Genomic DNA, 20132 nt, shown 5'->3' on the forward strand with positions numbered 1-20132 from the left:
GTCCCGGATTTAGTGAAATTGCTGTCCGGGATTTAATGGAATCCCTGTCCGCGAATTACCGAAACCCGCACCGAGACCACCGGAGCCTCCCTCATGAGGCTGCGCACGTCGAGATTGGTACCTTGCAGGAAGGCATCAAGGGCATCCTTGACGAACAGAACCCCGAGAATTTCGTCCGAGGATCCGTTTCGCACCGGCAGGCGCGACCGTTGAGAACCGCGCAATTGCTCCCGGATTTCAGCAAGGTCATCTTCTATGTCGATGACTTCCACATCGCGGCGGGGGGTCATCAGTCCACGCGCAGTGCGATCCGCCAGCCGCATGACGCCGGTAATCATTTCCGACTCGCCGGTCTCGATGACGCCTGCGCTATGGGCCTCGGCGAGCACCGTGCGGATTTCTTCGTCGCTCATCCTCTCGTCCGTCTCACCCTTCTGGCCGAGCAGGGCGAGGACGGCCTTGCCGGATGCGTTCAGCAACCAGACCAGAGGCATTGCGACCTTCGACAGAAGCGCCATGGCAGGTGCCACCTTCGAGGCAACGGCCTCGGGCGCACGCAGGGCAATCTGCTTCGGCACGAGTTCGCCCACGATCAGGGAGAGATAGGTGATGGCGACGACCACGGAACCGACACCAAATCCATCGGCCATGGCTTCGGACAGGCCCTGCGCCTGGAGCCATCCGGCAAGCCGTGCGCCGAGCGTTGCGCCAGAAAAGGCGCCCGACAGAACGCCGACCAGGGTGATGCCGATCTGCACGGTGGACAGGAAACGACCCGGATCATCAGCAAGGCGAATAGCAATGGCCGCGCCCTTGTTGCCCTGCTCGGCGAGGAGTTTCAGTCGAACCGGGCGGGAGGAGACGACGGCGAGCTCCGACATGGCGAGAACGCCGTTGACGATGGTCAGAAAGATGACGATGGAAATTTCGGTTAACACGCGGGGTCCATTGATTTAGGTCGAGATGCTGCCATGCAAAAATGCTGGCATATCCGGGATGCCGATGAGCCGGCCGATCCCCCCGTTTTCAGATCTGCAGAAGAATGCTTCTGAAACGAAAACGTCGACAGCGTTTACATAGGTCAAGAACACCGCATCCTGCAAATCGATGCTGCGGCAGGATTGCATTCGGTGGATGGGTTCGCCTTTTCGGGTCGCGAAGAATCGTGTCAGACAAAGGTAAACGCAGCGACTGCGACCATGCAGAGGCCCGCGGTGAGCTCCAATCCCCGTGACGCGGCACTAAACAGCCGCTCGTTTCTGAGGAACACCTTTTCGAAAGCCTTCCGGAAGGAAACAGCCAGAAGCGCGACGCCAGACAGCGTCAGCGCAACGCCGCCCAACATGAGGACGGCAAACAACAGTCCTGCTGCAGGCACCGCGCGCGCGGTTGCATAGGTCATGACGAACAGCGTTAGCGGACAGGGAATAAGGCCGGCCGCGAAGCCAAAGCCTGCGCCCTCGCGATGCGCATGGTTGTGGCTGGTGGAACGCAGACCTCTCCAGATCATCCAGAGACCGATCAGACCGATGGCGCCCCGGCTCAAGTGTTCCAGAACTGGCGATGATCCTGGCCCGGAACCGCCGAACATGTAATCGATCAGCGGCAGGGACAGAAGGACGATCAGGACCGAGACGGTAGTGTGCGTCGCGGCCAGAACAAGGGCGGTGAGCAGCGCGCTCCGCATACCTCCCTTTGAGCCCACAACATAGGTCGCCATCAACAACTTGCTGTGGCCTGGCATCAGCGCATGGACCGCACCCAGCAGCAGACCCATGGGCAGGAACGCAAGCAGCGCGGCCGAACCGCCGCCGTTTGCGAATGTGCTTATGTGCTCGCCGAATGCGAGATAGGTCTCTTTCTGATACTCCATGATCCAGGTCAGCATGGTCAGGCTACCTTAAGCGTCACCCAGGCCAGCACCAGATAGCGGCCGACCTTGGCGATGGTGACAAGCGTGAGGAATATCAGGAACGGAACCCGCAATACACCCGCGATGACGGTGATCGGATCGCCGATGATCGGGACCCAGCTTGCCAGCAGGGACCATTTTCCATAGCGGCGGTACCAGCCCTCAGCCTTGTCGAGCTTTTCCGGTGAGACAGGGAACCATCGACGGTCGCGATAGTGTTCGATCCCCCGCCCGAGCATCCAGTTGACCACGGAGCCGAGCACATTGCCGAAGCCCGCGACACCAATCAGGGTCGCAAGAGGATAGCGATCGGCGAGGATCATCATCGCAAGTACCGCCTCTGACTGTGCCGGCAGAATGGTCGCCGCCAGGAATGCGGCGCTGAACAGACCGAAACAGGTTGCGAGGTCAGTGCTCACGCGGCCATTCCGGATGCAGGCGATCGATCATGAAGGCGTGGCTGTGTCGATGCCCATGGCGGTGATGTCCCTCCAACAGATGGGGGTCGTTCTCTGCCAGGTCATCATGACTGTGTTCGACCTCCACCTCGTCAGAGGCCCGCCATGTCCAGATCGCGACGATAAAGCCAAGACCGGCCACGAGGGCCAGGAGGATCGCAGCGAACGACAGGCCGATCGTCGCGCCGAGCCATCCTGACAGTGGATAGGTCAGTAACCAGGTGGCATGCGACAAGGCGAAATGGGCGGCGAACAAGGCCGGACGATCCTCAGCATGGGCAGACCGGCGTAACAATCGGCCTGATGGTGTCTGCACGATGGAGTAGCCGAGCCCCATCACCAGCCAGATCGCCAGAAGCACAGTGTAGTCGCTGACGAAGGCAGTCAGAACCAAACCGATCATGAGGATCACCGCTCCGGACAGCATCACCGGCCGATCGGCGATCCGGTCAAGAAGCTTGGGCAAGGAAAGGGCGGCGAGCATGGAGCCGCATCCGAAAGCGGCAAGGGCCAGGGCTGTGTCGGTCTGGGTGAGCCCGAACTCCGCCTGGACGAAGACGACGGTATTGACGATGACCATGGCTCCAGCAGCCGAAACTGTCAGGCAAAGGGCAAGTAGGCCGCGCAGTCGGGGTGTCGCCAGATAAAGGCGAAGGCCGCGGGTCGTCCGCGCATAGATGCTTCTGCGCTCCTTGGTCGGATGGTTCGGCAGCGTCACGGAAACCACCATTGCTGCGGAGACCACGAAGCCGAAGACAGTTCCTGCAAAGAGCGAATGGAAGGAAATCACCGTCAGCAGCGCAGCCGCCAGCATCGGGCTGACGAGGCTTTCGAGATCGTAGGCAAGCCTCGAAAGCGATAGAGCACGGGTGTAGTCCCTCTCATCAGGCAAAACGTCAGGAATGGTTGCCTGGAATGCCGGGGTGAAGGCTGCAGATGCCGACTGGAGCACGAAGATCAGCACATAGACCTGCCAGATCTCGGTGACGAAGGGCAGACACAGCGCCACGGCAGCCCTGACCAGATCGAGGCTGACCAGCATGGCGCGGCGCGGCAGAACTTCTGCGAAAGCGCCAGCAACCGGTGCGACCGTGACATAGGCGATCATCTTGATGGCAAGTGCGGTTCCGAGCACCGCGCCCGCCCGGTCTCCGGCCAGGTCATAGGCCAGCAATCCGAGCGCCACGGTCGCAAGCCCAGTTCCAACCAGCGCGATCACCTGGGCGAGAAAGAGACTGCGGTAGACGGTGTTTTTTAGGATGCCCAGCATCAAACGCTCTCCATGACCTGGTCGGCGGCGACAGACGCCTTCGCCTGAGCGCTCAGCCCCTGCCAACCGTGGATGCCGATGTAGATGCCGACCGCGATGATCAGCAGGCTCGACACATAAGGCGCCCTTCGCGCAACCGTGCTGAACCAGGACCAGCGCTTTGTTGCGTGGTGCACGCTGAGTGCCGCGATTGCCCCGACCGTCACCAGCGTGATGGCGAGCCCGATCGAAAAGCAGAGCACGAGCACGAAGCCCAGCGTGAGTTCCTTGAGCTGCAGGCAGAGCAGCAGAACCGTGATGGCCGCCGGGCAGGGGATGAGCCCGCCGGTCAGACCGAACAGCACGATCTGCCAGGTCGTCACCGGGCGGTCGGCAAAGCGGTGGCGGATGTCGTTGGCATGGGCCAGTTCGTGCGCATCCTGGTACCCGTCAGTTGCCATCTCCAGCCCGCGAAGCTCCTCATGAACGTGGTCGTGACCTTCGCCTTCAACAAATGAGAGGTCGTAGTCGTGGGTATGCCCGCCATGCCCGAGGCTAAGGCGGGCCATGAATTCATGCGGCTCCGGTATTTCGCTGGTGGACTCGAGATAGTTTCCACGATCCGCAAAGACGAAGGACTGAACCGAACCGTCCGGCCGTTCCGTGGAGACCGTCACATCCGAGGCCTTCCAGGCGTGGCCCCGTTCGGTCCTGAGCCGCCAAACCGGCGGCACGCCGTCCTCAAAGACTTCCAGCGAGACGAGGCCATGGCCGGTATCGATCCGGCGCAGGTCACCATGGGCGTGCCCGCCCTGTTTCTGCGCGTGTTGGTGAGGATGACCAGGGCCACCGTGCGAATGCGAACCGTGATGCGCACCATGCGAATGCCCGGCGGCGGCTTTCGCCATCCGCTGGTCCTGCCACGTCCGCCACAACATCCAGAGCGCGATCGCGATGATGATCGCCGCCGAGGCGAGTTGGAAATAGGGTTCAACGGTTTCGGCATCGATGCCGCGCCACAGATACATGCCGGCAAAGGCAATGCCCCAGACGACGGCCGTGTGCGAGACCGTTGCGGCGATGCCGAGCAAGACCGCCTGGGCAATCGTGCCACGTATAGCGACGATAAAGGCGGCCATCATCGTCTTGGAATGGCCCGGCTCCAGCCCGTGGAGCGCACCCAGCAGAATGGCACTCGGGATGAAGAGCCAGGCATGCGCGGATCCTTGGCTGAGCAATTCGGCGAAACCGGGCATGTTGCCCTCCTTTAGAGATACTTGGTGATCGCCTTAAACTCGTCGATGGATTTGCGCTGCTGGCGATCCAGCGCGCCGACCGTCTCGTCAAGGCAGTGGTCGAGATGATCCTGGATCAGCGTGCGCTTGGCGTTTTCCACCGCCTTCTCCACCGCATGAAGCTGCTGGGCGATGTCGAGGCATGGCCTGCCGGCCTCGATCATGGCGATCACGCTTTTCAGGTGTCCTTCGGCGCGTTTCAGCCGCTTGACGATGTCGGGATGGGATTCGTGTCGATGTTCTATCATGACGAAAATCCTATCCCCCTGGAGAGGATGTTTCAATGTGGATTCTTGTTTTGGTAATGAATGGCGGATATCTCCTTGTACATTCTGCTTCGAAAGAGACGAAGATTCGGAACCGGGTTCACGGCCGTGCTGGCCAGCATCGCCATGCTCGTCTTCGCCTTCGTGCCAGCGGGAACCCACGCCCTCAGCCTGCATTCCCCGGCATTGGCCGTTACCGATGACGGGCATTCCCACGATCACGGCGATCATTCGCACGATGACGATTTGGAATTTGCTGTCGACAGTTCGGACGCGCCCGATCATCACCATGCCGACCACACCCACGAAAAGGCGGGATTGGTCACTGTCGCAGGTGACGTTCTGCGCAATACCTTCCAGACGAACTATACCCTTGTCGAGGATAAGTTCTACGGCAGCCCCCCGTACGGCATAGACCGGCCTCCGCGTTCCGTGAACCACGTCTGATCCACGCCGCGTTCTGCGGCAGGCTCACCTCGTTTACGGATATCATTCATGAATACACCTCTTCCCGGAGGCGTGTGGCACGGGCATTTCACCCGGCACATTGCCACCACACTGGCGCTTGCCGCCCTGTCGCTGCTGTTGCTTGTCAGCACGGCCGCAGCCCACGCCGTCGCTGAAGGCGACAAGGGCTACATCCAGGAGATCACAGGCGTTCACCTGATCCCATTCGTCTATCTGGGCGCAAAACACATGGTCACCGGTTACGACCATCTGCTGTTCCTGTTCGGCGTGATCTTCTTCCTCTACAGGCTGAAGCACATCGCCATTTATGTAAGCCTCTTTGCCGTCGGCCATTCGGCGACGATGTTGCTCGGTGTCTATTTCGGCTGGAATGTCAGCGCCTATCTGATCGATGCCATCATCGGGCTTTCGGTCGTCTACAAGGCGCTGGATAATCTCGGCGCCTTCCAGCGATGGCTGGGTTTCCAGCCGAACACCAAGATCGCCACGCTGATCTTCGGCTTTTTCCATGGCCTCGGTCTCGCGACCAAGATCCTCGAGTATGAGATTGCGGCCGATGGCCTCATCCCCAACCTGCTCGCCTTCAATATTGGCGTCGAGATCGGCCAGATCATCGCGCTCGCCATCATCCTGATTGCCATGAGCTACTGGCGCAAGACCTCCGGTTTCCTGCGCCATGCCTACACCGCCAATGTGCTGATGATGACCGCCGGCTGGCTATCAGATCACCGGCTACTTCGTCTCCTGACCCAACAAGGATAAATCATATGTTCAATTCCCAAGCTCCCAATCCTGACGACCTGCCGTCCTCCAGGCAGCTGGTCAAATCGACCGTGATCTCAGTCGTCGCGGCGGCAGCCCTTCTCGTCACCGTCGTGATGCCGTCCGAATACGGAATCGATCCGACCGGTGTCGGCTCCGCCCTCGGCCTGACCGAAATGGGTGAGATCAAGACGCAACTCGCCGAAGAGGCCGAACTCGACCGGCAGAACGGCGTCACCCAGCCAGTCCCCGTGCAGCCCACGCCACAGCAGGGGTCGAGCGTCCTTGACCGGATCATCCGCGAGTTCGGTATTTCGGCAGCCTATGCCCAGGATGCCACGCGGGCAGATGAGATGTCGGTGACGCTTCAGCCCGGAGAGGCAACCGAAATCAAGCTGACGATGTCAAAGGGTGCAAAGGCCACATATGAGTGGACGACCGAGGGTGGCGGCGTCAACTACGACATGCACGCCGATGGAAACAGTGGCCAAACCACGAGCTACAAGAAGGGTCGTGCCGAGCCCACGGACTCTGGCGAGATGGAAGCGGCCTTCGACGGGAAGCACGGATGGTTCTGGCGCAACCGGACGGGTGGTGCCGTGACGATCACGTTGAAGACCAACGGCGCCTATTCCGACATCAAGCGCATGATGTAACTGCAGAGGCCGGCGGATCTCTCCGCCGGCCTTCTTTCATTGGAGCTTGATGACGCGATCCGTCAGCGAAATCCGACCAGCGTCCAGGCCATGCCAAGCACAGCAGAGCTCAAAAGCACCTTCATCACCGACATCTTCAGCCGGAAGATCGCAAAGACCGCCAACAGTGTCAGCGTGAGAGATGCCCAGTCGATCGAAGACAAGACAGGCAGTTCGATCGATAGCGGCCCGGCGCGAATGACGTTCACCTTGGAGTATAGAACGTGCAGCCCGAACCAGATGGCAAGGTTCAGGATCACCCCGACCACGGCCGCCGTGATCGCCGCCATGCCGCCGGAGATTGCCGCGTTGCCGCGCAGCCGCTCGATGAAAGGCGCACCGAGAAAGATCCAGAGGAAGCAGGGTACGAAGGTCACCCATGTGGCGAGAACGGCGCCGATGGTCGCTGCCTGAAGAGGTCCAAGACCACCAGCATCGCGGTAGGCCCCCATGAAGCCGACGAATTGCAGCACCATGATCAGTGGTCCAGGTGTCGTTTCGGCCATGCCAAGACCGTCGAGCATTTCGCCGGGACGCAGCCATTGATAGTTCAGCACCGCCTCCTGCGCCACATAGGCCAGCACCGCATAGGCGCCGCCGAAGGTGACCACGGCCATCTTGCTGAAGAAGACACCGATCTGGGTGAAGACGTTGTCCGGGCCGAGCGTGACGTAGAGCAGCGCTACAGGCGCAAGCCACAGAAGCAGAAGGACGACGGATACCCGAAGGGACCATTGAAGATTTGGTCTTGCATGCGCTGGCATGCCTTCACCAAGAGCAGAATCTGCATCCAACAGAATCTTGCCACCCGCAGACTTGTGGCCGGCGGAAGCCGCAAACAGCAGCGAACCGGCTCTTGCTCCGACATAGCCGACAAAGCCCGCTACCAGGATGATGAGGGGAAAGGGTATCCGAAACGCAAAGATGGCGATGAAGGCAGCCGCGGCGATCACGACCATCGCCGGCCCTTTCAAGGCACGACTTCCGATGCGAATGACGGCCTGGAGAACAATCGCCAGCACCGCTGCCTTCAACCCGAAGAACAGGCCAGCGACAGCGGTGACATCGCCGTAGAGCACATAGATGTAGCTGAGCGCAAGGATCGACATGAAGCCGGGCAGGATGAAAAGGATGCCGGCCACAAGACCGCCGGCGGTGCGATGCAGCAGCCAGCCGAGATAGACGGCGAGCTGCTGTGCTTCAGGGCCGGGAAGCAGCATGCAGTAGTTGAGCGCGTGCAGGAAACGGCCTTCGCCGACCCACTTCTTCTCGTCCACGACGATCCGGTGCATCACCGCGATCTGGCCGGCTGGACCACCGAAGCTGAGGGCCGCCACCCGCAGCCAGACCTTGAAGGCTTCCATAAATGAAATGCCATGCTCTGCCGACCCGCGTTGCGGTTCTGTCGATACCACCGTGTGTCGGACACCTCAGTCACCCTTCTTTCCAGCGGGCCAGTCATGGGTTTCTGAGGTCGCATCGCGGCACCAGCGGTAAAACGCATCGTAGAGCGTCATTCCGGCCTCAAGCTGTCGAAGGTCGTCGTTGAACATGCGCGACAGTCCGAGCGATGCGGCGAGCAGGCCTGCCACCTCAGGTGCGAGATCCGGCCGGGCTGTATCGGCGCCACGCACGATCGTCGCCAGGCGCAGGAGCGGTGGCGTCGAAAGTCCGAACTCCTCGATCATCACATCGAAGGTGCATAGCTCGCCCCGGTGGCTCCAGAAGACATCGTCGACATCGAATGGCGTTGCGCCAAACCGATCTGCCACGGCGGCCACTTCGCCTGGCGCGACGAATAGGAAGAGCGCCTCCGGATCGATGAAGCGACGGATCAGCCAAGGGCAGGCAATGCGATCGATCTTGGGACGGGAGCGCGTCACCCAGACCGTTCGACCCTGTGCGTCGCGCTCGGGCAATTGACTGGCTGGGACCAAAGGGAGACCTGCGGATACCCATGCCTCAATGCCGTTCTCGAGGACTTCGGCGGACGTGCCCTGCGTGCGCAGATAGGCCACCACGCCATGGCTGAGTTTCTTGCCTTTCTGGCAGATGGTGACAACCGTCTGCCCGCTGAACTGCCCTGCCCAGGTTGCGACCTGGTCGTAAGGGCGGCGCAGCGAGCCGGGGATCAGTCTCGGATCTGCATGGAAGTCTTCTTCGGTGCGCACGTCGATCAGCACCGGGACACCGGGCGTGCCGATAAGGCGGTTCAGTTTTTCGGGGGAAATCTCGAGAAATGACGGCATGGCGCGTCCTCCGTTTGCCGGGTTGATGGACGCGATTCTCTAGCGTGACGCCTCGTGGGGTGATCGCGACCCCATGCGGCATCATTTACAGCAGATGTCTCGGCTGTCAAATCGCAGGCAGTCACGTGTCCAGTTGCAAATGATGATTTGCAGGCCAATGATCAGGCTTCGGTGCGCGAGAAATAATTGCTTATGCGGCTCAGCGAGCCAGCATACCAAGTAGTCGCTTCAATGACCAGTTTTGGGGAACTCTGCAGTTGGCCGGCGGAAATGACGGCGCAAAGCAGACCCGCCGTTGTGCACGCTATTCTATGCCAGAATGCTCCCGCCCGCCGAAGTGTCTTTACATCATCCCGGGAGGGGACGCAGATCGATCCCACGGAACTGATATGGAGTAGGCTGGTCAATGGCAGTGAAAGACAAGCGAGAGGGGCAACTAAGCTACGGCGAAATCTACCGCCGAAACTACGCTATTGCCGCTGTTTGTATCCGTCACTCCCACTCGATCGTGCCGGGCGGCTTGGATGTCACGTCATAAACGACGCGGTTGATGCCGCGCACTTCGTTGATGATGCGGGTGGCCGTTCGACCGAGGAAATTCATGTCGTAGGGGTAGAAATCCGCCGTCATGCCATCGACCGAGGTGACCGCGCGCAATGCACAGACGAAGTCGTAGGTGCGGTAGTCGCCCATCACGCCGACCGTCTGTACGGGAAGCAGCACGGCAAACGCCTGCCAGATCGTGTCGTAGAGGCCGGCCTTGCGGATTTCATCGAGATAGATCGCATCCGCCTTGCGCAGGATGTCGAGCTTTTCGCGGGTCACGCCGCCCGGGCAGCGGATCGCAAGACCCGGACCGGGGAAGGGATGACGGCCGATGAACGAGTCCGGCAGGCCGAGTTCGCGGCCGAGCGCGCGCACCTCGTCCTTGAAGAGCTCGCGCAGCGGCTCGACGAGCTTCATGTTCATCCGCTCGGGCAGGCCGCCGACATTGTGGTGGCTCTTGATCGTCACCGACGGGCCGCCGGAGAAGGAGACGCTTTCGATCACGTCCGGATAGAGCGTGCCCTGGGCGAGGAAGGCGGGCGCGCCCTTGCCGTCCTCGGCGATCTTCTTCGCCTCCGCCTCGAAGACTTCGATGAACAGCCGGCCGATCGTCTTGCGTTTCACTTCCGGATCGGAGACGCCGGCAAGCTCGGTAAGGAAGAGGTCGGACGCATCCACATGTACGAGCGGGATGTTGTAGTTGTCGCGGAACATCTTGACCACTTCGTCCGCCTCGTTCATCCGCATCAGGCCGTGATCGACGAAGATGCAGGTGAGCTGGTCGCCGACCGCCTCGTGGATGAGGACCGCCGCGACGGAGGAATCGACGCCGCCGGAAAGGCCGCAGATCACCCGTTCGGTGCCGACCTGCTCGCGGATCTTGCGGATCATCTCGGCGCGGTAGGCCGACATCGTCCAGTCCGATTTCAGCCCGACGATCTTGTGCACGAAGTTGGAGAGCAGCTTGGCTCCATCCGGCGTGTGAACCACTTCCGGGTGGAACATGGTCGAATAATAATGGCGGCCTTCGTCGGCGGCGATCGCGAAGGGCGCGTTCTCGGAGGTCGCGATGACCTCGAAGCCCTCGGGCAACTGAGTGACGCGGTCGCCATGGCTCATCCACACGGGATAATGCCCGCCCACTTCCCAGAAACCGTCGAACAACGGGCTCGCCTTCCTGATCTCGACATCGGCCCGGCCGAACTCCGCTGCATGGCCGCCCTCGACCACGCCGCCGAGCTGGGTCGCCATTGTCTGCTGGCCGTAGCAGATACCGAGGATCGGCACATTGTGCTCGAACACGACCTGCGGAGCGCGCGGGCTGCCTTCGGTGGTGACCGAGGCCGGGCCGCCGGAGAAGATGACGCCCTTGGGCTGGAGTTTCTTGAACGCGGCTTCCGCGTTCTGGAAGGGGTGGATTTCGCAGTAGACGCCGGATTCGCGGATGCGACGCGCGATCAGCTGCGTCACCTGGCTGCCGAAATCGATGATGAGAATGCTGTCGGGATGAGCTGCCAAGGTCGTTATCTGGGTCATGCCGAGCCTTTAAAGAAAAGTTGCGTTTTGTGCAACCGGATCAGAGTACCAATTCGCCGCTTTCCAAAGCCCTCACGAGGCGATCGATCGCATCTGCGAGCTTCTCGTCGATGACATGCAGATATTCGGTCCAGTTGCTGACGTGCTTCAGCTCTTGCCTGCCGTCGGAAATGCCGCGCAGCCCGATCAGCGGAATAGAGAAGAGTTGGCAGCACCGCATGACGGCAAAAGTCTCCATGTCGACCATATCCGCCTCGATCAGATCGTAGATCGCACCGGAGATGATGTTGCCGCCGGTGGACAGCGAGGCTTCCGGAATGCCGGGGATGCGCAAGGGAAGCGGTATGACCGCCGGATGGTCCAGGAAGGGCGTGCGGCCCTTTTCGAAACCGAGCGGCGAGGCGTCCATGTCGCGATAGGCGACGGAGGCGACCTGGTAGATTTCCGTCTGTTCGAGGCTTCGGGAGCCCGCCGAGCCGAGTGAGACGACGAGATCGGGAAGTTTGTCGGCAGTTTCGAACCTGGTCAGCGCATGGGAGAGCACCGTTGCTGCCTCGACAGGGCCGACTCCGGTCATCAACGGCTTGATGCGGGATTTGAGCGCCGGGCCGTATTCTGCGTCCACGGCCATGACGAAGAGAATGGATTTGCCGCCGGCAAGCGCCGGCTCACCCAGGAGAAGCGAAGGCGTCATCCCATCACGTCCTCTCGGCCACGGATCACCATCATCGTGCCGGTCATGGACGCGATGAGCTTGGCCGGCCCGTCGCCGATCGCATAGGCGCGGCCGTCTGCGACGATGATCGTGGAGCCCGGCTTGGTGATTTCGCCGCGGAAGAGGAAGCGCTCGCCGCGCCCGGGCGACATCAGGTTCACCTTGAATTCGATCGTCAGAATGGAGGCTTCCGGCTCGATGACGGTATAGGCGGCATAACCGCAGGCGGAATCGAGCGCGGCGGAAATAACGCCGGCATGCAGGAAGCCGTGTTGCTGCGTGAGCTTGGCATCGAAGGGCAGTTCTATTTCCACCATGGCCGGTTCGACGCGCGTCAGTTCAGCTCCGAGCATGGCCATCGCGCCTTGCCGCCCAAAGCTGTGGCGCACCCGCTCGCGGAAATCTCCCGTGTCTCTCCCGCTCATGTTTCTCCCTTTCGCAACTGCGAAATTGGCACGGGGAAACGTGTTCGGCAAGCGGAGAGGGCTGACTTTTGGATTAGTTTAGAACAACGATTGAAAGATTGAGCAGTGCGACGAAGGCGACCCAGAGTGCATAGGGGATGAACAGTAGGGCGGCCGTGCGGTTCGGCCGCCAGCTTATCACAATGAACAGCAGGATGAAGGCGAGCATTGACACGATAACGATGAGGCCGAGGTCAGGGCTGTGCATGCCGAAAAAGGCCGGCAACCAGAGAATGTTGAGGATGCCCTGGATCGCGAAGACGATCAGGCGGCGCATGCGGGGCCTGCTGCGGTCGAGCCATGTTTCGGCAAACGCAAGGCCGATCAGGATGTAAAGTCCGGCCCAGACAGGGGCAAAGAGCCAGTCCGGCGGGTGAAAGAACGGCTTGTCCAAAGACCGGTACCAATCACCCGGCGTATTCGCGATGCGGCTGAATGCACCTATGGCAAGGCATGCGACGACGAAGAAAAACGCACTGGCAATTTTACGCATGCCCTGTGACTTAGGGCTGGCTTAACTTGAGTAAAGGCTATTTTAGCAGAGTGATATGCTGATCCCACGCGACCTGGCTGCGTGTCTCGTTGAATTGCCCGTCATAGGAGGAAACGGCCATGCCACGAGCAGCGGGCGCAACGCCGGCGGCATTGCGGACAGCCTCTTCCTTCAGTACGACGCCGGTTTTTGCATCGAGCGTCACGGCCGCCCCGCCGATGGGCGAGGTGAGGCCTACCAATCCCTCGCGGCGGTTGACGGCGATCGCCCCGACATAATTGCCAAGCCGGGCCGTGGTTTCCTCCGGTAGGGAGAGAAGGGCGATATCCTCGCCCTTTGAAAACCACCCGGCGAGCGGCGGCAGCGCGTTGCGCGCGCCTTCCCACTGGCAGGCGAACCAGATGCGCCCTTTGCCATCAATGTCGAGATGCCGGGTCGAGAGCTGGCGAAGCGAGGCCGGCAGGCCGTGTCGTTGGATCAACGCGCCGGTCTTCGCATCGATGAGCACCAGCGACGGTTCCATGCGGTCGAGATTGAGCTTGGTGCGGCCGAAATCCGGATGCGTTTCGATGCCGCCGTTGGCGATGACGAGGAGTTTGCCATCGTCGGAGACGGTCATGTCATGCGTGCCGATGCCGTGGGCGTCGAACTCGCCGATGCGGCGAAACTCGTCGCGGGCGTCGTAGATGCCGATCATGCCGCGATTGCCGTCGAAATCGTTCTCGCTGGCGTAGAGCAATCGGCCATCCGGTGAAAAATGCCCATGGCCGTAGAAATGCCGGCCTTCCGGCGAAGTGACGATGATCGGCTCGGTCCGGCCGGCGGGATCGAAGACCATCGCGAATGTGCCGGGACGGCGGGCGAAGGCGACGACGTGGCCGGTGGCGCCGCTGAAGGCCATCCCATGGGCGCGAGCGGGTAGTGCGACGCGATCGATGATCTCGCCCCGTTCGGACACGGTAGCAATGCCGAACGAGCCGTCCGGCGCACGAAAGCCCGAGGCATAGACCGCATCGGCCCGTTCGAGCGCCATCAGCGCGCGCGGCGAAAGCGCGGCGGTGAAGGCGATCCCCGCCGCCTTCAGGAAGCCGCGCCGGTCGATGGCTTCGCCACGCCAGGCCATGTGATCAATCCCCGTCCGAGAAAGAGAAGCCGGAACTCAGGCCGATTGCCCCGCCATATCCATCGTTCAGCTTGGAGATGACATTCTTGCCATCTGCGAGCAACGCATCGAGCTTCTTGCGCTCGGCAGGATCCTCGACCGCTTTTTCGAGGTCGGCGGTAATGGTTCCGGCCAGTTCGGTCATCGATTTCAGTTGCGCCTGGGTGGCGGCGACCACCGGGCGGTCTTTCTCCTGCAGGAGATCCGCCATGCCTGATTTATCGAGCAGCGCCGAAAGGCCTTCCAGATTGCCCTGGATCATCGGCCAGGTGCTTTCCGAACGCCAGAACAACGCCTGTTTCGGGAATTTCGCCTTGTCGGCGCCCTTGTAGAAGGTCTCGATCCGCTGGTCCCGCACGGCTTCGGCCCCATGTACGAGGATACCGAGCAACGCGGTGATCGCCTCGCCGCCGGTGCGGAAAACCGGATTGTCCGGTCCCGGCTGCTCCCAGGTCTTCTGTATGCCGTCCGGCGCGTCCCATATATCGGACAATTCCTTGGCGACATTGGTGATATTGCCGGCGATGGCCGCCCCGTATCGGCAGCGAAAACCGTCTTGGCCGGTCGAGAGCGCTTCGGACCCGGTGCCGAAGAGAAGATATTCCAGCGCCCCGAAGCCCTGTGTCGCCACGCTCTTGGTGGCGAGCGTCGTCGGATCGGTCGCCGTTTCGTCCGATTTCGCCAGAATGCCCTGAACCTGCTTCAGGCCGGTACTCTTGCGGTCGGGATAAAAGAGGATTCGTTCGAAGCGGTATTGTTCGATCACCGGTCCGACGCGCACCACTTCGATATGCGCCCAACTCACGGCCGCATCGCGAAAGGTGGCCTTGGCGGCATCGTAATTTTCCGTCGAAGGCGCATCGCAAAGCGTCTTCATGCTGGCAGTCATCTTTTCCGCCGATGCCTGGAAGGCGTCATAACCCGGCCGGATGAACTGGTCGACCGCAGCGGTCATCACCCTGGTGACGTCCGCTTCGGGAAGGGTGACGGCGGGTGCGGTGTCAGCCTCCTGGGCGAATGTCGAGATCGGCAGGAGCAGGATGAGGCCGGCAGCGAGAATTGTGCGCATCAGAGTGACTCCAGGAATGTGATCAGGGCGGCACGTTCGTCCTTGGGAAGAGCGGCGAAGGCGTCGCGCGCCATCTGAGCTTCGCCGCCATGCCAGAGAATGGCCTCGGTGAGGTTGCGTGCCCGCCCGTCATGCAGGAAGAAGGTATGGCCGTTGACGGTTTCGGTGAGCCCGATGCCCCAGAGCGGCTGCGTGCGCCATTCCCGGCCGTCCGCGACCCCCACCTGCTGGCCGTCGGCAAGGCCTTCGCCCATATCATGCAGCAGGAAATCCGAATAGGGCCAGATGAGCTGGAAGGCATGCGCCTTGTTGCCGGCATCGCGGCGGGTGACGAATTTCGGCGTATGGCAGGCGGTGCAGCCGGACCGGTAGAAGAGCTCCTTGCCCTTCAGCACCGTTTTGTCACCGACATCACGGCGGGCCGGCACGGCGAGGTTTTCCGAGTAGAAGGTGACAAGCGGCAGGACCGGATCCGGCGCTTCGAACGCGCCGAGCCGCGGCTGTACGCCGGTCGGATGGGCAAGGCATTCGACCTCCGCTTTGGTGCAGTCGCCATAGTCGGACGGATGGTCGGGCGTGGAAATGCCGAGGTCGCCCACGAAGGCGGATGAACTCTGGTCGCGGATCGTCGCGTTCTGGGCCTTGAAGCCGAAGCGGCCGAGCTTCAGATCGCCGGTCCTGTGATCACGCGTGAGCGCCGGCTTGCCGGAAATGCCGTCGCCGTCCTGGTCCGCCGGATCGGCCTTGGCGAGGATGTCGGCTTCGTGGATCGCCTGGATGAGGCCGAGGCCGATCATCGGCGGAGCGACGCGTGGCGACCGCGTCACGTCGCTTTCCAGCGGCCCGTAGCCGAGATCGGTGGCGGAATAGGTCGGCTTGCGCAGGTGCGCGATCTCGCCACCGGCAAGCGTCACAGGAATCTCCTGATAGGAGACCTGCATCTTCCCCTCGATCTTCAGGCCTTGCACGGCAAGATTCTGCAACTGCTCGCCATACACGGAATCGGGAAAATTGAGCTTCCGGTGGTCGGCGACCGCCTTGCGCTCGTCCTCGGTGCGGGCCGGGCGCGCTAGCCTGAGAAACATCGAGGTCGCATCGGCGGAACCTTCCGGCGGATGACCGCGACCATCCTTCAGGTGGCAACTCTGGCATGCACGGGCGTTGAAGAGCGGTCCGAGCCCGTCGGAGGCCTGGGTGGAAGAGGGGGGCGGAACCCAGAGCTTCTTGAAAAGCGCATTGCCGAGTTTGAAGGTCTGCTCTTCCTCGAAGCTGAGGTTTGCGGAAAAATGCGAGAAAGCGTCGCCATTGACGATGGCGCGACTGGTCGCCGCCCCGCCTGCCATCGGCTCGAACTGTTCGGGTTTGGTGAAATCCGTCGTGAACTTGGTGACGGCCTCGACGCGCCTCCGGTCCTTGGGGTTGAGATCTGTTCGCGTGGTCGGGAAGCGGGCGTCGCCGCCGGTCGCGATCAACGGAGTGAGAACGAGCGCGCCCGAAATAACCGGCAGCAGGAAGATGAGGGACCTGGACGCTCTCATGGATCACCGGGCCGCGCACCGAAACCGGAGGCGGCCCGCCTTTTCAACTCTTATTTGAAGACGGCGTCAGGATTGTCGAGGCTGTCGGAACCTTCGAGCTCGACCGTGCCGAGGTCGAGTGCGGCGACGACGCGCTCGATCGTCTTGGTCTGGTCGATCAGGCCGTCGATCGCTTTCTGGACGACCGCATTGCCCTGCGAATTGCCCTCGCCGATCATCTGGTCATAGGCCTCGATCTTCTTGGCACGGTCGGCCATGGCGTTCATGGCGGCAAGCGTCGCATCGAGCTTGCCCTTCATTTCCGTGTCAAGCGCCTTGTCCTTGGCAGCAACCAGTTCGGAGAGCGAAGGACCATTCATCTTGGTGCCGTCGACACGGACATATTCGCCGGTATAGGCCGACTTGATGCCGATCGCATCGTTCAGATGCGAGGCATAGGTATTGTCCGAGAAGCAGTCATGCTCTTCTTCCGGATCGTGGAGAAGCAGGCCGAGCTTCATACGCTCGCCGGCGAGTTCGCCATAGGAGAGCGAACCCATGCCGGTCAGGATTGCGGTAAGTCCAGCCTTGGGATCTGCCTCGACATGCTTGGTGGCCTCGCCGTCCGGACCCCAGGCTTTCACCATGTCGCCGAGGTCGGAGACGAGCAGTGTCGATGCAGCCTTGAGATAGGCAGCGCGACGGTCGCAATTGCCGTGGGTGCAGTTGGCCTTGTCGTAATCGGTATAGGGACGCTCGCCGGCGCCTGCCCCGGTGCCGTTGAGGTCCTGGCCCCAGAGGAGGAACTCGATGGCGTGGTAGCCGGTCGCGACATTCGCCTCGATCTCGCCGGCCTCGTGCAGGCCCTGGATCGTCTCGGGCGTGATGTTGGTGGCGTCGAACTCTTCGCCGTTGATCTTGATCTTCGGATTGGCGATCACATTGGCGGTGTAGAGTTCGTTTTCATCGCTCTCAGTGCCGTAGGAGGCGTCGACGTAGTCGATCAGACCTTCATCCAGCGGCCAGGCATTCACCTTGCCTTCCCACTCATCGACGATTGGATTGCCGAAACGATAGACTTCCGTCTGCTGGTAGGGAATGCGGGCAGCGATCCACGCATCCTTGGCGGCCTTGAGGGTCTCCTGGCTCGGTTTGGCGATCAGCGCATCGATCGCCTTGTCGAGGGCCTGTGCAGTTCTCAGCGAGTCTTCGTATTTCGCGTGTGCGAGTTCGGCATAGTGTTTTACAACGGATGTGGAATCGGCCGCCTGGGCAGGCGTAACGGTGAACGCCGCAGAGGTGGTGAGAAGCGCCAGCGCGGCGCCGAAAACGGTCTTGCGGATCATGTCCCTCTCCTTCACGGCTCAGATCTCCTAGCCGTTATGGGCTACATCGCGCAAATGGAAACTGGTGTCAAACAATCTAGTTTAGAATGGTTTGAAAGTCGAACCCGGCTTTGACTTTGATCAAATCCCGATCAAACCTTGCGTTGCATCCGGCAGAAAAAGAACCCGTCCGTATCGGTACTTGCGGGGGTCAAGGTGACGGTAAGTGCATCCTTGAAGCGCGGCGGCGGGGCGTCTTGTCCGAAGAACTGGCTCCATTGCTGAGCAGCCGGCACGATCGAAAAATCCGGATTTTCGGCGCAGAAGCGCGAGACCTGCGTGTCGTTCTCCTCCGGCAGGATGGAACAGGTGACGTAAAGAAGTGCTCCGCCGGGCTTCACAAAGGTTGCGGCTTCCGAAAGTGCCTCCTGTTGCTGGGCGATGCGCTCATCAAGGTTTTTGGGCGTCAGCCGCCATTTCGTGTCCGGCCGGCGGCGCCAAGTGCCGGTGCCGGTGCAGGGCGCGTCAACCAGCACGGCGTCCAGCTTGCCCTTCAGCGGATCAAGCTGGCGAGCATCATCATGAACCTGCACATTGCGGGTGCCGGCGCGGCGCAGCCGTTCGATGATCGGGGCCAGCCGCTTTCGGTCGGTGTCGTAGGCGTGAATCTGGCCCTTGTTGTGCATGGCAGCCGCCATGGCAAGCGTCTTTCCGCCGCCGCCCGCGCAATAGTCGAGCACCTGATCATGCTCGCCGGCCTGTACGAGGTCGGCGACGATCTGCGATCCCTCGTCCTGCACTTCGAACCAGCCCTTCTGGAACGAAAGCTCGGCGGTCACGTTCGGCAGGCGGACCGCTCCTTCGCCGGCGGCGATGCGGATGCCGTTGCGGGCGATGCGCGACGGTTTCGCGCCTGAGCGTTCCAGCGCCTTGACGACCTTCTCCCGGGACGCCTTCAAGGTGTTGGCGCGAAGATCGAGGGTCGGCCGGCCGGCCAGCGCCTTGGCTTCGACAAGCCAGTCTTCGCCGAAATTGGCTTCGAAGGACGGCTGGATCCAGTCCGGGATGTCGCCCTGCACATGCAGCGGCGCATCATCGAGATTACGGGAGGCAAGGGCCGAAAGGTTCGCCTCGGTCAGGGCCGGCGGCGCAAAGCGGTCATCGGCGAACTCGGCCTGGAGTGCCTCGAGCGTGAGGCCCCATTGTCGGATGAGGACTGCGTAAGCGAGCGCGGTCGGACTCTCGTCCCCCATGAGCCAGGCATGCGAAAGCCGCATGCGGAGCGCGTCATAGACGATATTGCCGATTGCGGCACGATCGCCGGATCCGGCGAAACGGTGCGCAAGGCCCCAGTCCTTGAGAGCATCGGCGACAGGGCGCTTTCGCGTCTCAATGTCGGCCAGCACCTCTATGGCCCCGGCCACTCGCCCGCCCAATCGCATCTCGTTCTCCGTTCCGGTTAGACCCGCATGATAGGGCTCGTAACCGCGATTGGCCGGAAGGGCAAGAGCCAGGTTAATACCTTAACCGTCGATGTCCTTGAGACCCTTGCCCGGGATCTTTTGGTTATCGGCGGTGATAATCTGGTAACAGACCTGCGCCGTGCCGGAGCGGACCATGCCGATGTTCTGCGCGGCGGCTTTGGAGACATCGATCACGCGGCCGCGAATGAAAGGTCCGCGGTCGTTGATGCGGACGATAACGCTCTTGCCGTTGCGTTTGTTGGTGACCTTCACCTTGGTGCCGAAAGGCAGCGAGCGGTGGGCTGCGGTCAATTTCGAAGGATTCATCCGTTCACCGGATGCCGTCTTGGAAGTCAGAGCGTACCAGGATGCGTGACCACATCCGGGCGCAGCGTTAGCCTCTGCGGAGCCAAGGAGTGCAAAAGCAGCAGTGGCAGCCGCGGCGCAAATCGAGCGTCGAATTTTCTTCAAGTTCGTCGTCCCCGTCG

Annotated in this window: 20 protein-coding genes and 1 pseudogene; 3 read left to right on the plus strand and 18 right to left on the minus strand. The window is 61.4% G+C overall.

All coding sequences use genetic code 11. The features are described from left to right. Window positions 1-53: 53 nt before the first annotated feature. From QEO92_RS26495 to QEO92_RS26520, 6 genes and pseudogenes are all read right to left on the minus strand, one after another. A pseudogene (locus QEO92_RS26495) lies at window positions 54-881 on the minus strand (hemolysin family protein); the annotation flags it as partial. 287 nt (window positions 882-1168) lie between these two features. After that, window positions 1169-1888: an urease accessory protein UreH domain-containing protein gene (locus tag QEO92_RS26500; protein ID WP_227705010.1), complete on the minus strand. Its 720-nt coding sequence runs from the start codon at window positions 1886-1888 to the stop codon at window positions 1169-1171. Between the two features lie 2 nt (window positions 1889-1890). Continuing rightward, on the minus strand, window positions 1891-2331 hold the full coding sequence (locus QEO92_RS26505; RefSeq protein WP_227705011.1) for a YqaA family protein: 441 nt from the start codon (window positions 2329-2331) through the stop codon (window positions 1891-1893). Then, window positions 2321-3640, minus strand: coding sequence for an MFS transporter (locus QEO92_RS26510; RefSeq protein ID WP_227705012.1), 1320 nt, complete (start codon window positions 3638-3640; stop codon window positions 2321-2323). Before QEO92_RS26510 ends, QEO92_RS26505 begins: the two co-directional genes overlap by 11 nt. Continuing rightward, entirely contained in the window at window positions 3640-4875 is a 1236-nt protein-coding gene (locus tag QEO92_RS26515; RefSeq protein ID WP_227705013.1) for a nickel/cobalt efflux transporter, read from the minus strand. The genes QEO92_RS26510 and QEO92_RS26515 overlap by 1 nt, the downstream gene beginning before the upstream one ends. An 11-nt stretch (window positions 4876-4886) precedes the next feature. Then, window positions 4887-5162: a metal-sensing transcriptional repressor gene (locus tag QEO92_RS26520; RefSeq protein WP_227705014.1), complete on the minus strand. Its 276-nt coding sequence runs from the start codon at window positions 5160-5162 to the stop codon at window positions 4887-4889. 75 nt (window positions 5163-5237) lie between these two features. Between QEO92_RS26520 and QEO92_RS26525 the strand changes: the two genes are divergently transcribed. The 3 genes from QEO92_RS26525 to QEO92_RS26535 are packed head-to-tail and all read left to right on the plus strand — an operon-like array spanning window position 5238 to window position 7066. Beyond that, complete coding sequence (locus QEO92_RS26525) at window positions 5238-5627, plus strand: hypothetical protein (protein ID WP_227705015.1); 390 nt, start codon at window positions 5238-5240, stop codon at window positions 5625-5627. A gap of 48 nt (window positions 5628-5675) precedes the next feature. Next, the gene (locus QEO92_RS26530; RefSeq protein WP_407722008.1) at window positions 5676-6410 is read left to right on the plus strand and encodes a HupE/UreJ family protein; all 735 of its coding nucleotides are present in this window, start codon (window positions 5676-5678) and stop codon (window positions 6408-6410) included. Window positions 6411-6415: 5 nt separating this feature from the next. Further along, the gene (locus QEO92_RS26535) at window positions 6416-7066 is read left to right on the plus strand and encodes a transmembrane anchor protein (protein WP_227705016.1); all 651 of its coding nucleotides are present in this window, start codon (window positions 6416-6418) and stop codon (window positions 7064-7066) included. Between the two features lie 62 nt (window positions 7067-7128). On the opposite strand, the gene chrA is transcribed toward QEO92_RS26535, so the two are convergent. From chrA to QEO92_RS26595, 12 genes are all read right to left on the minus strand, one after another. Then, entirely contained in the window at window positions 7129-8469 is a 1341-nt protein-coding gene (gene chrA, locus QEO92_RS26540; RefSeq protein WP_227705017.1) for a chromate efflux transporter, read from the minus strand. Window positions 8470-8535: 66 nt separating this feature from the next. Next, window positions 8536-9354, minus strand: a complete 819-nt coding sequence (locus QEO92_RS26545) for a chromate resistance protein ChrB domain-containing protein (protein ID WP_227705018.1) — start codon at window positions 9352-9354, stop codon at window positions 8536-8538. A gap of 492 nt (window positions 9355-9846) precedes the next feature. After that, window positions 9847-11436, minus strand: a complete 1590-nt coding sequence (gene guaA, locus QEO92_RS26550; RefSeq protein ID WP_227705019.1) for a glutamine-hydrolyzing GMP synthase — start codon at window positions 11434-11436, stop codon at window positions 9847-9849. Window positions 11437-11476: 40 nt separating this feature from the next. Next, on the minus strand, window positions 11477-12130 hold the full coding sequence (locus QEO92_RS26555; protein ID WP_227705020.1) for a 5'-methylthioadenosine/S-adenosylhomocysteine nucleosidase: 654 nt from the start codon (window positions 12128-12130) through the stop codon (window positions 11477-11479). Further along, complete coding sequence (locus QEO92_RS26560) at window positions 12127-12576, minus strand: PaaI family thioesterase (protein ID WP_037159409.1); 450 nt, start codon at window positions 12574-12576, stop codon at window positions 12127-12129. Before QEO92_RS26560 ends, QEO92_RS26555 begins: the two co-directional genes overlap by 4 nt. A gap of 73 nt (window positions 12577-12649) precedes the next feature. After that, complete coding sequence (locus QEO92_RS26565; RefSeq protein ID WP_227705021.1) at window positions 12650-13108, minus strand: TspO/MBR family protein; 459 nt, start codon at window positions 13106-13108, stop codon at window positions 12650-12652. A 37-nt stretch (window positions 13109-13145) separates the two neighbouring features. Further along, window positions 13146-14231 (minus strand): DUF1513 domain-containing protein, encoded by a 1086-nt coding sequence (locus tag QEO92_RS26570; protein ID WP_227705022.1) that lies wholly within the window; start codon window positions 14229-14231, stop codon window positions 13146-13148. Window positions 14232-14235: 4 nt separating this feature from the next. After that, window positions 14236-15339, minus strand: coding sequence for an imelysin family protein (locus QEO92_RS26575; protein WP_227705023.1), 1104 nt, complete (start codon window positions 15337-15339; stop codon window positions 14236-14238). After that, window positions 15339-16877: a di-heme oxidoreductase family protein gene (locus QEO92_RS26580; protein ID WP_227705024.1), complete on the minus strand. Its 1539-nt coding sequence runs from the start codon at window positions 16875-16877 to the stop codon at window positions 15339-15341. Before QEO92_RS26580 ends, QEO92_RS26575 begins: the two co-directional genes overlap by 1 nt. Before the next feature lie 50 nt (window positions 16878-16927). Next, window positions 16928-18202 carry an imelysin family protein gene (locus QEO92_RS26585; RefSeq protein ID WP_227705025.1) on the minus strand — a complete coding sequence of 425 codons (1275 nt, stop codon included), beginning with the start codon at window positions 18200-18202 and terminating at the stop codon, window positions 16928-16930. Window positions 18203-18333: 131 nt separating this feature from the next. Continuing rightward, the gene (locus QEO92_RS26590) at window positions 18334-19623 is read right to left on the minus strand and encodes an RsmB/NOP family class I SAM-dependent RNA methyltransferase (protein WP_227705026.1); all 1290 of its coding nucleotides are present in this window, start codon (window positions 19621-19623) and stop codon (window positions 18334-18336) included. An 81-nt stretch (window positions 19624-19704) separates the two neighbouring features. Then, window positions 19705-20115, minus strand: coding sequence for a septal ring lytic transglycosylase RlpA family protein (locus QEO92_RS26595; RefSeq protein WP_052183180.1), 411 nt, complete (start codon window positions 20113-20115; stop codon window positions 19705-19707). Window positions 20116-20132: the final 17 nt, after the last annotated feature.

Source organism: Neorhizobium petrolearium (genome assembly GCF_029854435.1).
In the GTDB taxonomy this organism is placed as follows: Bacteria; Pseudomonadota; Alphaproteobacteria; order Rhizobiales; family Rhizobiaceae; genus Neorhizobium; species Neorhizobium petrolearium.

Coding starts and splice junctions, on each gene's coding strand:
- QEO92_RS26500 (WP_227705010.1), bottom strand. CDS start 1,888: ATGCTGACCTGGATCATGGAGTATCAGAAAGAGACCTATCTCGCATTC.
- QEO92_RS26510 (WP_227705012.1), bottom strand. CDS start 3,640: ATGCTGGGCATCCTAAAAAACACCGTCTACCGCAGTCTCTTTCTCGCC.
- QEO92_RS26515 (WP_227705013.1), bottom strand. CDS start 4,875: ATGCCCGGTTTCGCCGAATTGCTCAGCCAAGGATCCGCGCATGCCTGG.
- QEO92_RS26520 (WP_227705014.1), bottom strand. CDS start 5,162: ATGATAGAACATCGACACGAATCCCATCCCGACATCGTCAAGCGGCTG.
- QEO92_RS26530 (WP_407722008.1), top strand. CDS start 5,676: ATGAATACACCTCTTCCCGGAGGCGTGTGGCACGGGCATTTCACCCGG.
- QEO92_RS26535 (WP_227705016.1), top strand. CDS start 6,416: ATGTTCAATTCCCAAGCTCCCAATCCTGACGACCTGCCGTCCTCCAGG.
- chrA (WP_227705017.1), bottom strand. CDS start 8,469: ATGGAAGCCTTCAAGGTCTGGCTGCGGGTGGCGGCCCTCAGCTTCGGT.
- QEO92_RS26545 (WP_227705018.1), bottom strand. CDS start 9,354: ATGCCGTCATTTCTCGAGATTTCCCCCGAAAAACTGAACCGCCTTATC.
- guaA (WP_227705019.1), bottom strand. CDS start 11,436: ATGACCCAGATAACGACCTTGGCAGCTCATCCCGACAGCATTCTCATC.
- QEO92_RS26555 (WP_227705020.1), bottom strand. CDS start 12,130: ATGACGCCTTCGCTTCTCCTGGGTGAGCCGGCGCTTGCCGGCGGCAAA.
- QEO92_RS26560 (WP_037159409.1), bottom strand. CDS start 12,576: ATGAGCGGGAGAGACACGGGAGATTTCCGCGAGCGGGTGCGCCACAGC.
- QEO92_RS26565 (WP_227705021.1), bottom strand. CDS start 13,108: ATGCGTAAAATTGCCAGTGCGTTTTTCTTCGTCGTCGCATGCCTTGCC.
- QEO92_RS26570 (WP_227705022.1), bottom strand. CDS start 14,231: ATGGCCTGGCGTGGCGAAGCCATCGACCGGCGCGGCTTCCTGAAGGCG.
- QEO92_RS26575 (WP_227705023.1), bottom strand. CDS start 15,339: ATGCGCACAATTCTCGCTGCCGGCCTCATCCTGCTCCTGCCGATCTCG.
- QEO92_RS26580 (WP_227705024.1), bottom strand. CDS start 16,877: ATGAGAGCGTCCAGGTCCCTCATCTTCCTGCTGCCGGTTATTTCGGGC.
- QEO92_RS26585 (WP_227705025.1), bottom strand. CDS start 18,202: ATGATCCGCAAGACCGTTTTCGGCGCCGCGCTGGCGCTTCTCACCACC.
- QEO92_RS26590 (WP_227705026.1), bottom strand. CDS start 19,623: ATGCGATTGGGCGGGCGAGTGGCCGGGGCCATAGAGGTGCTGGCCGAC.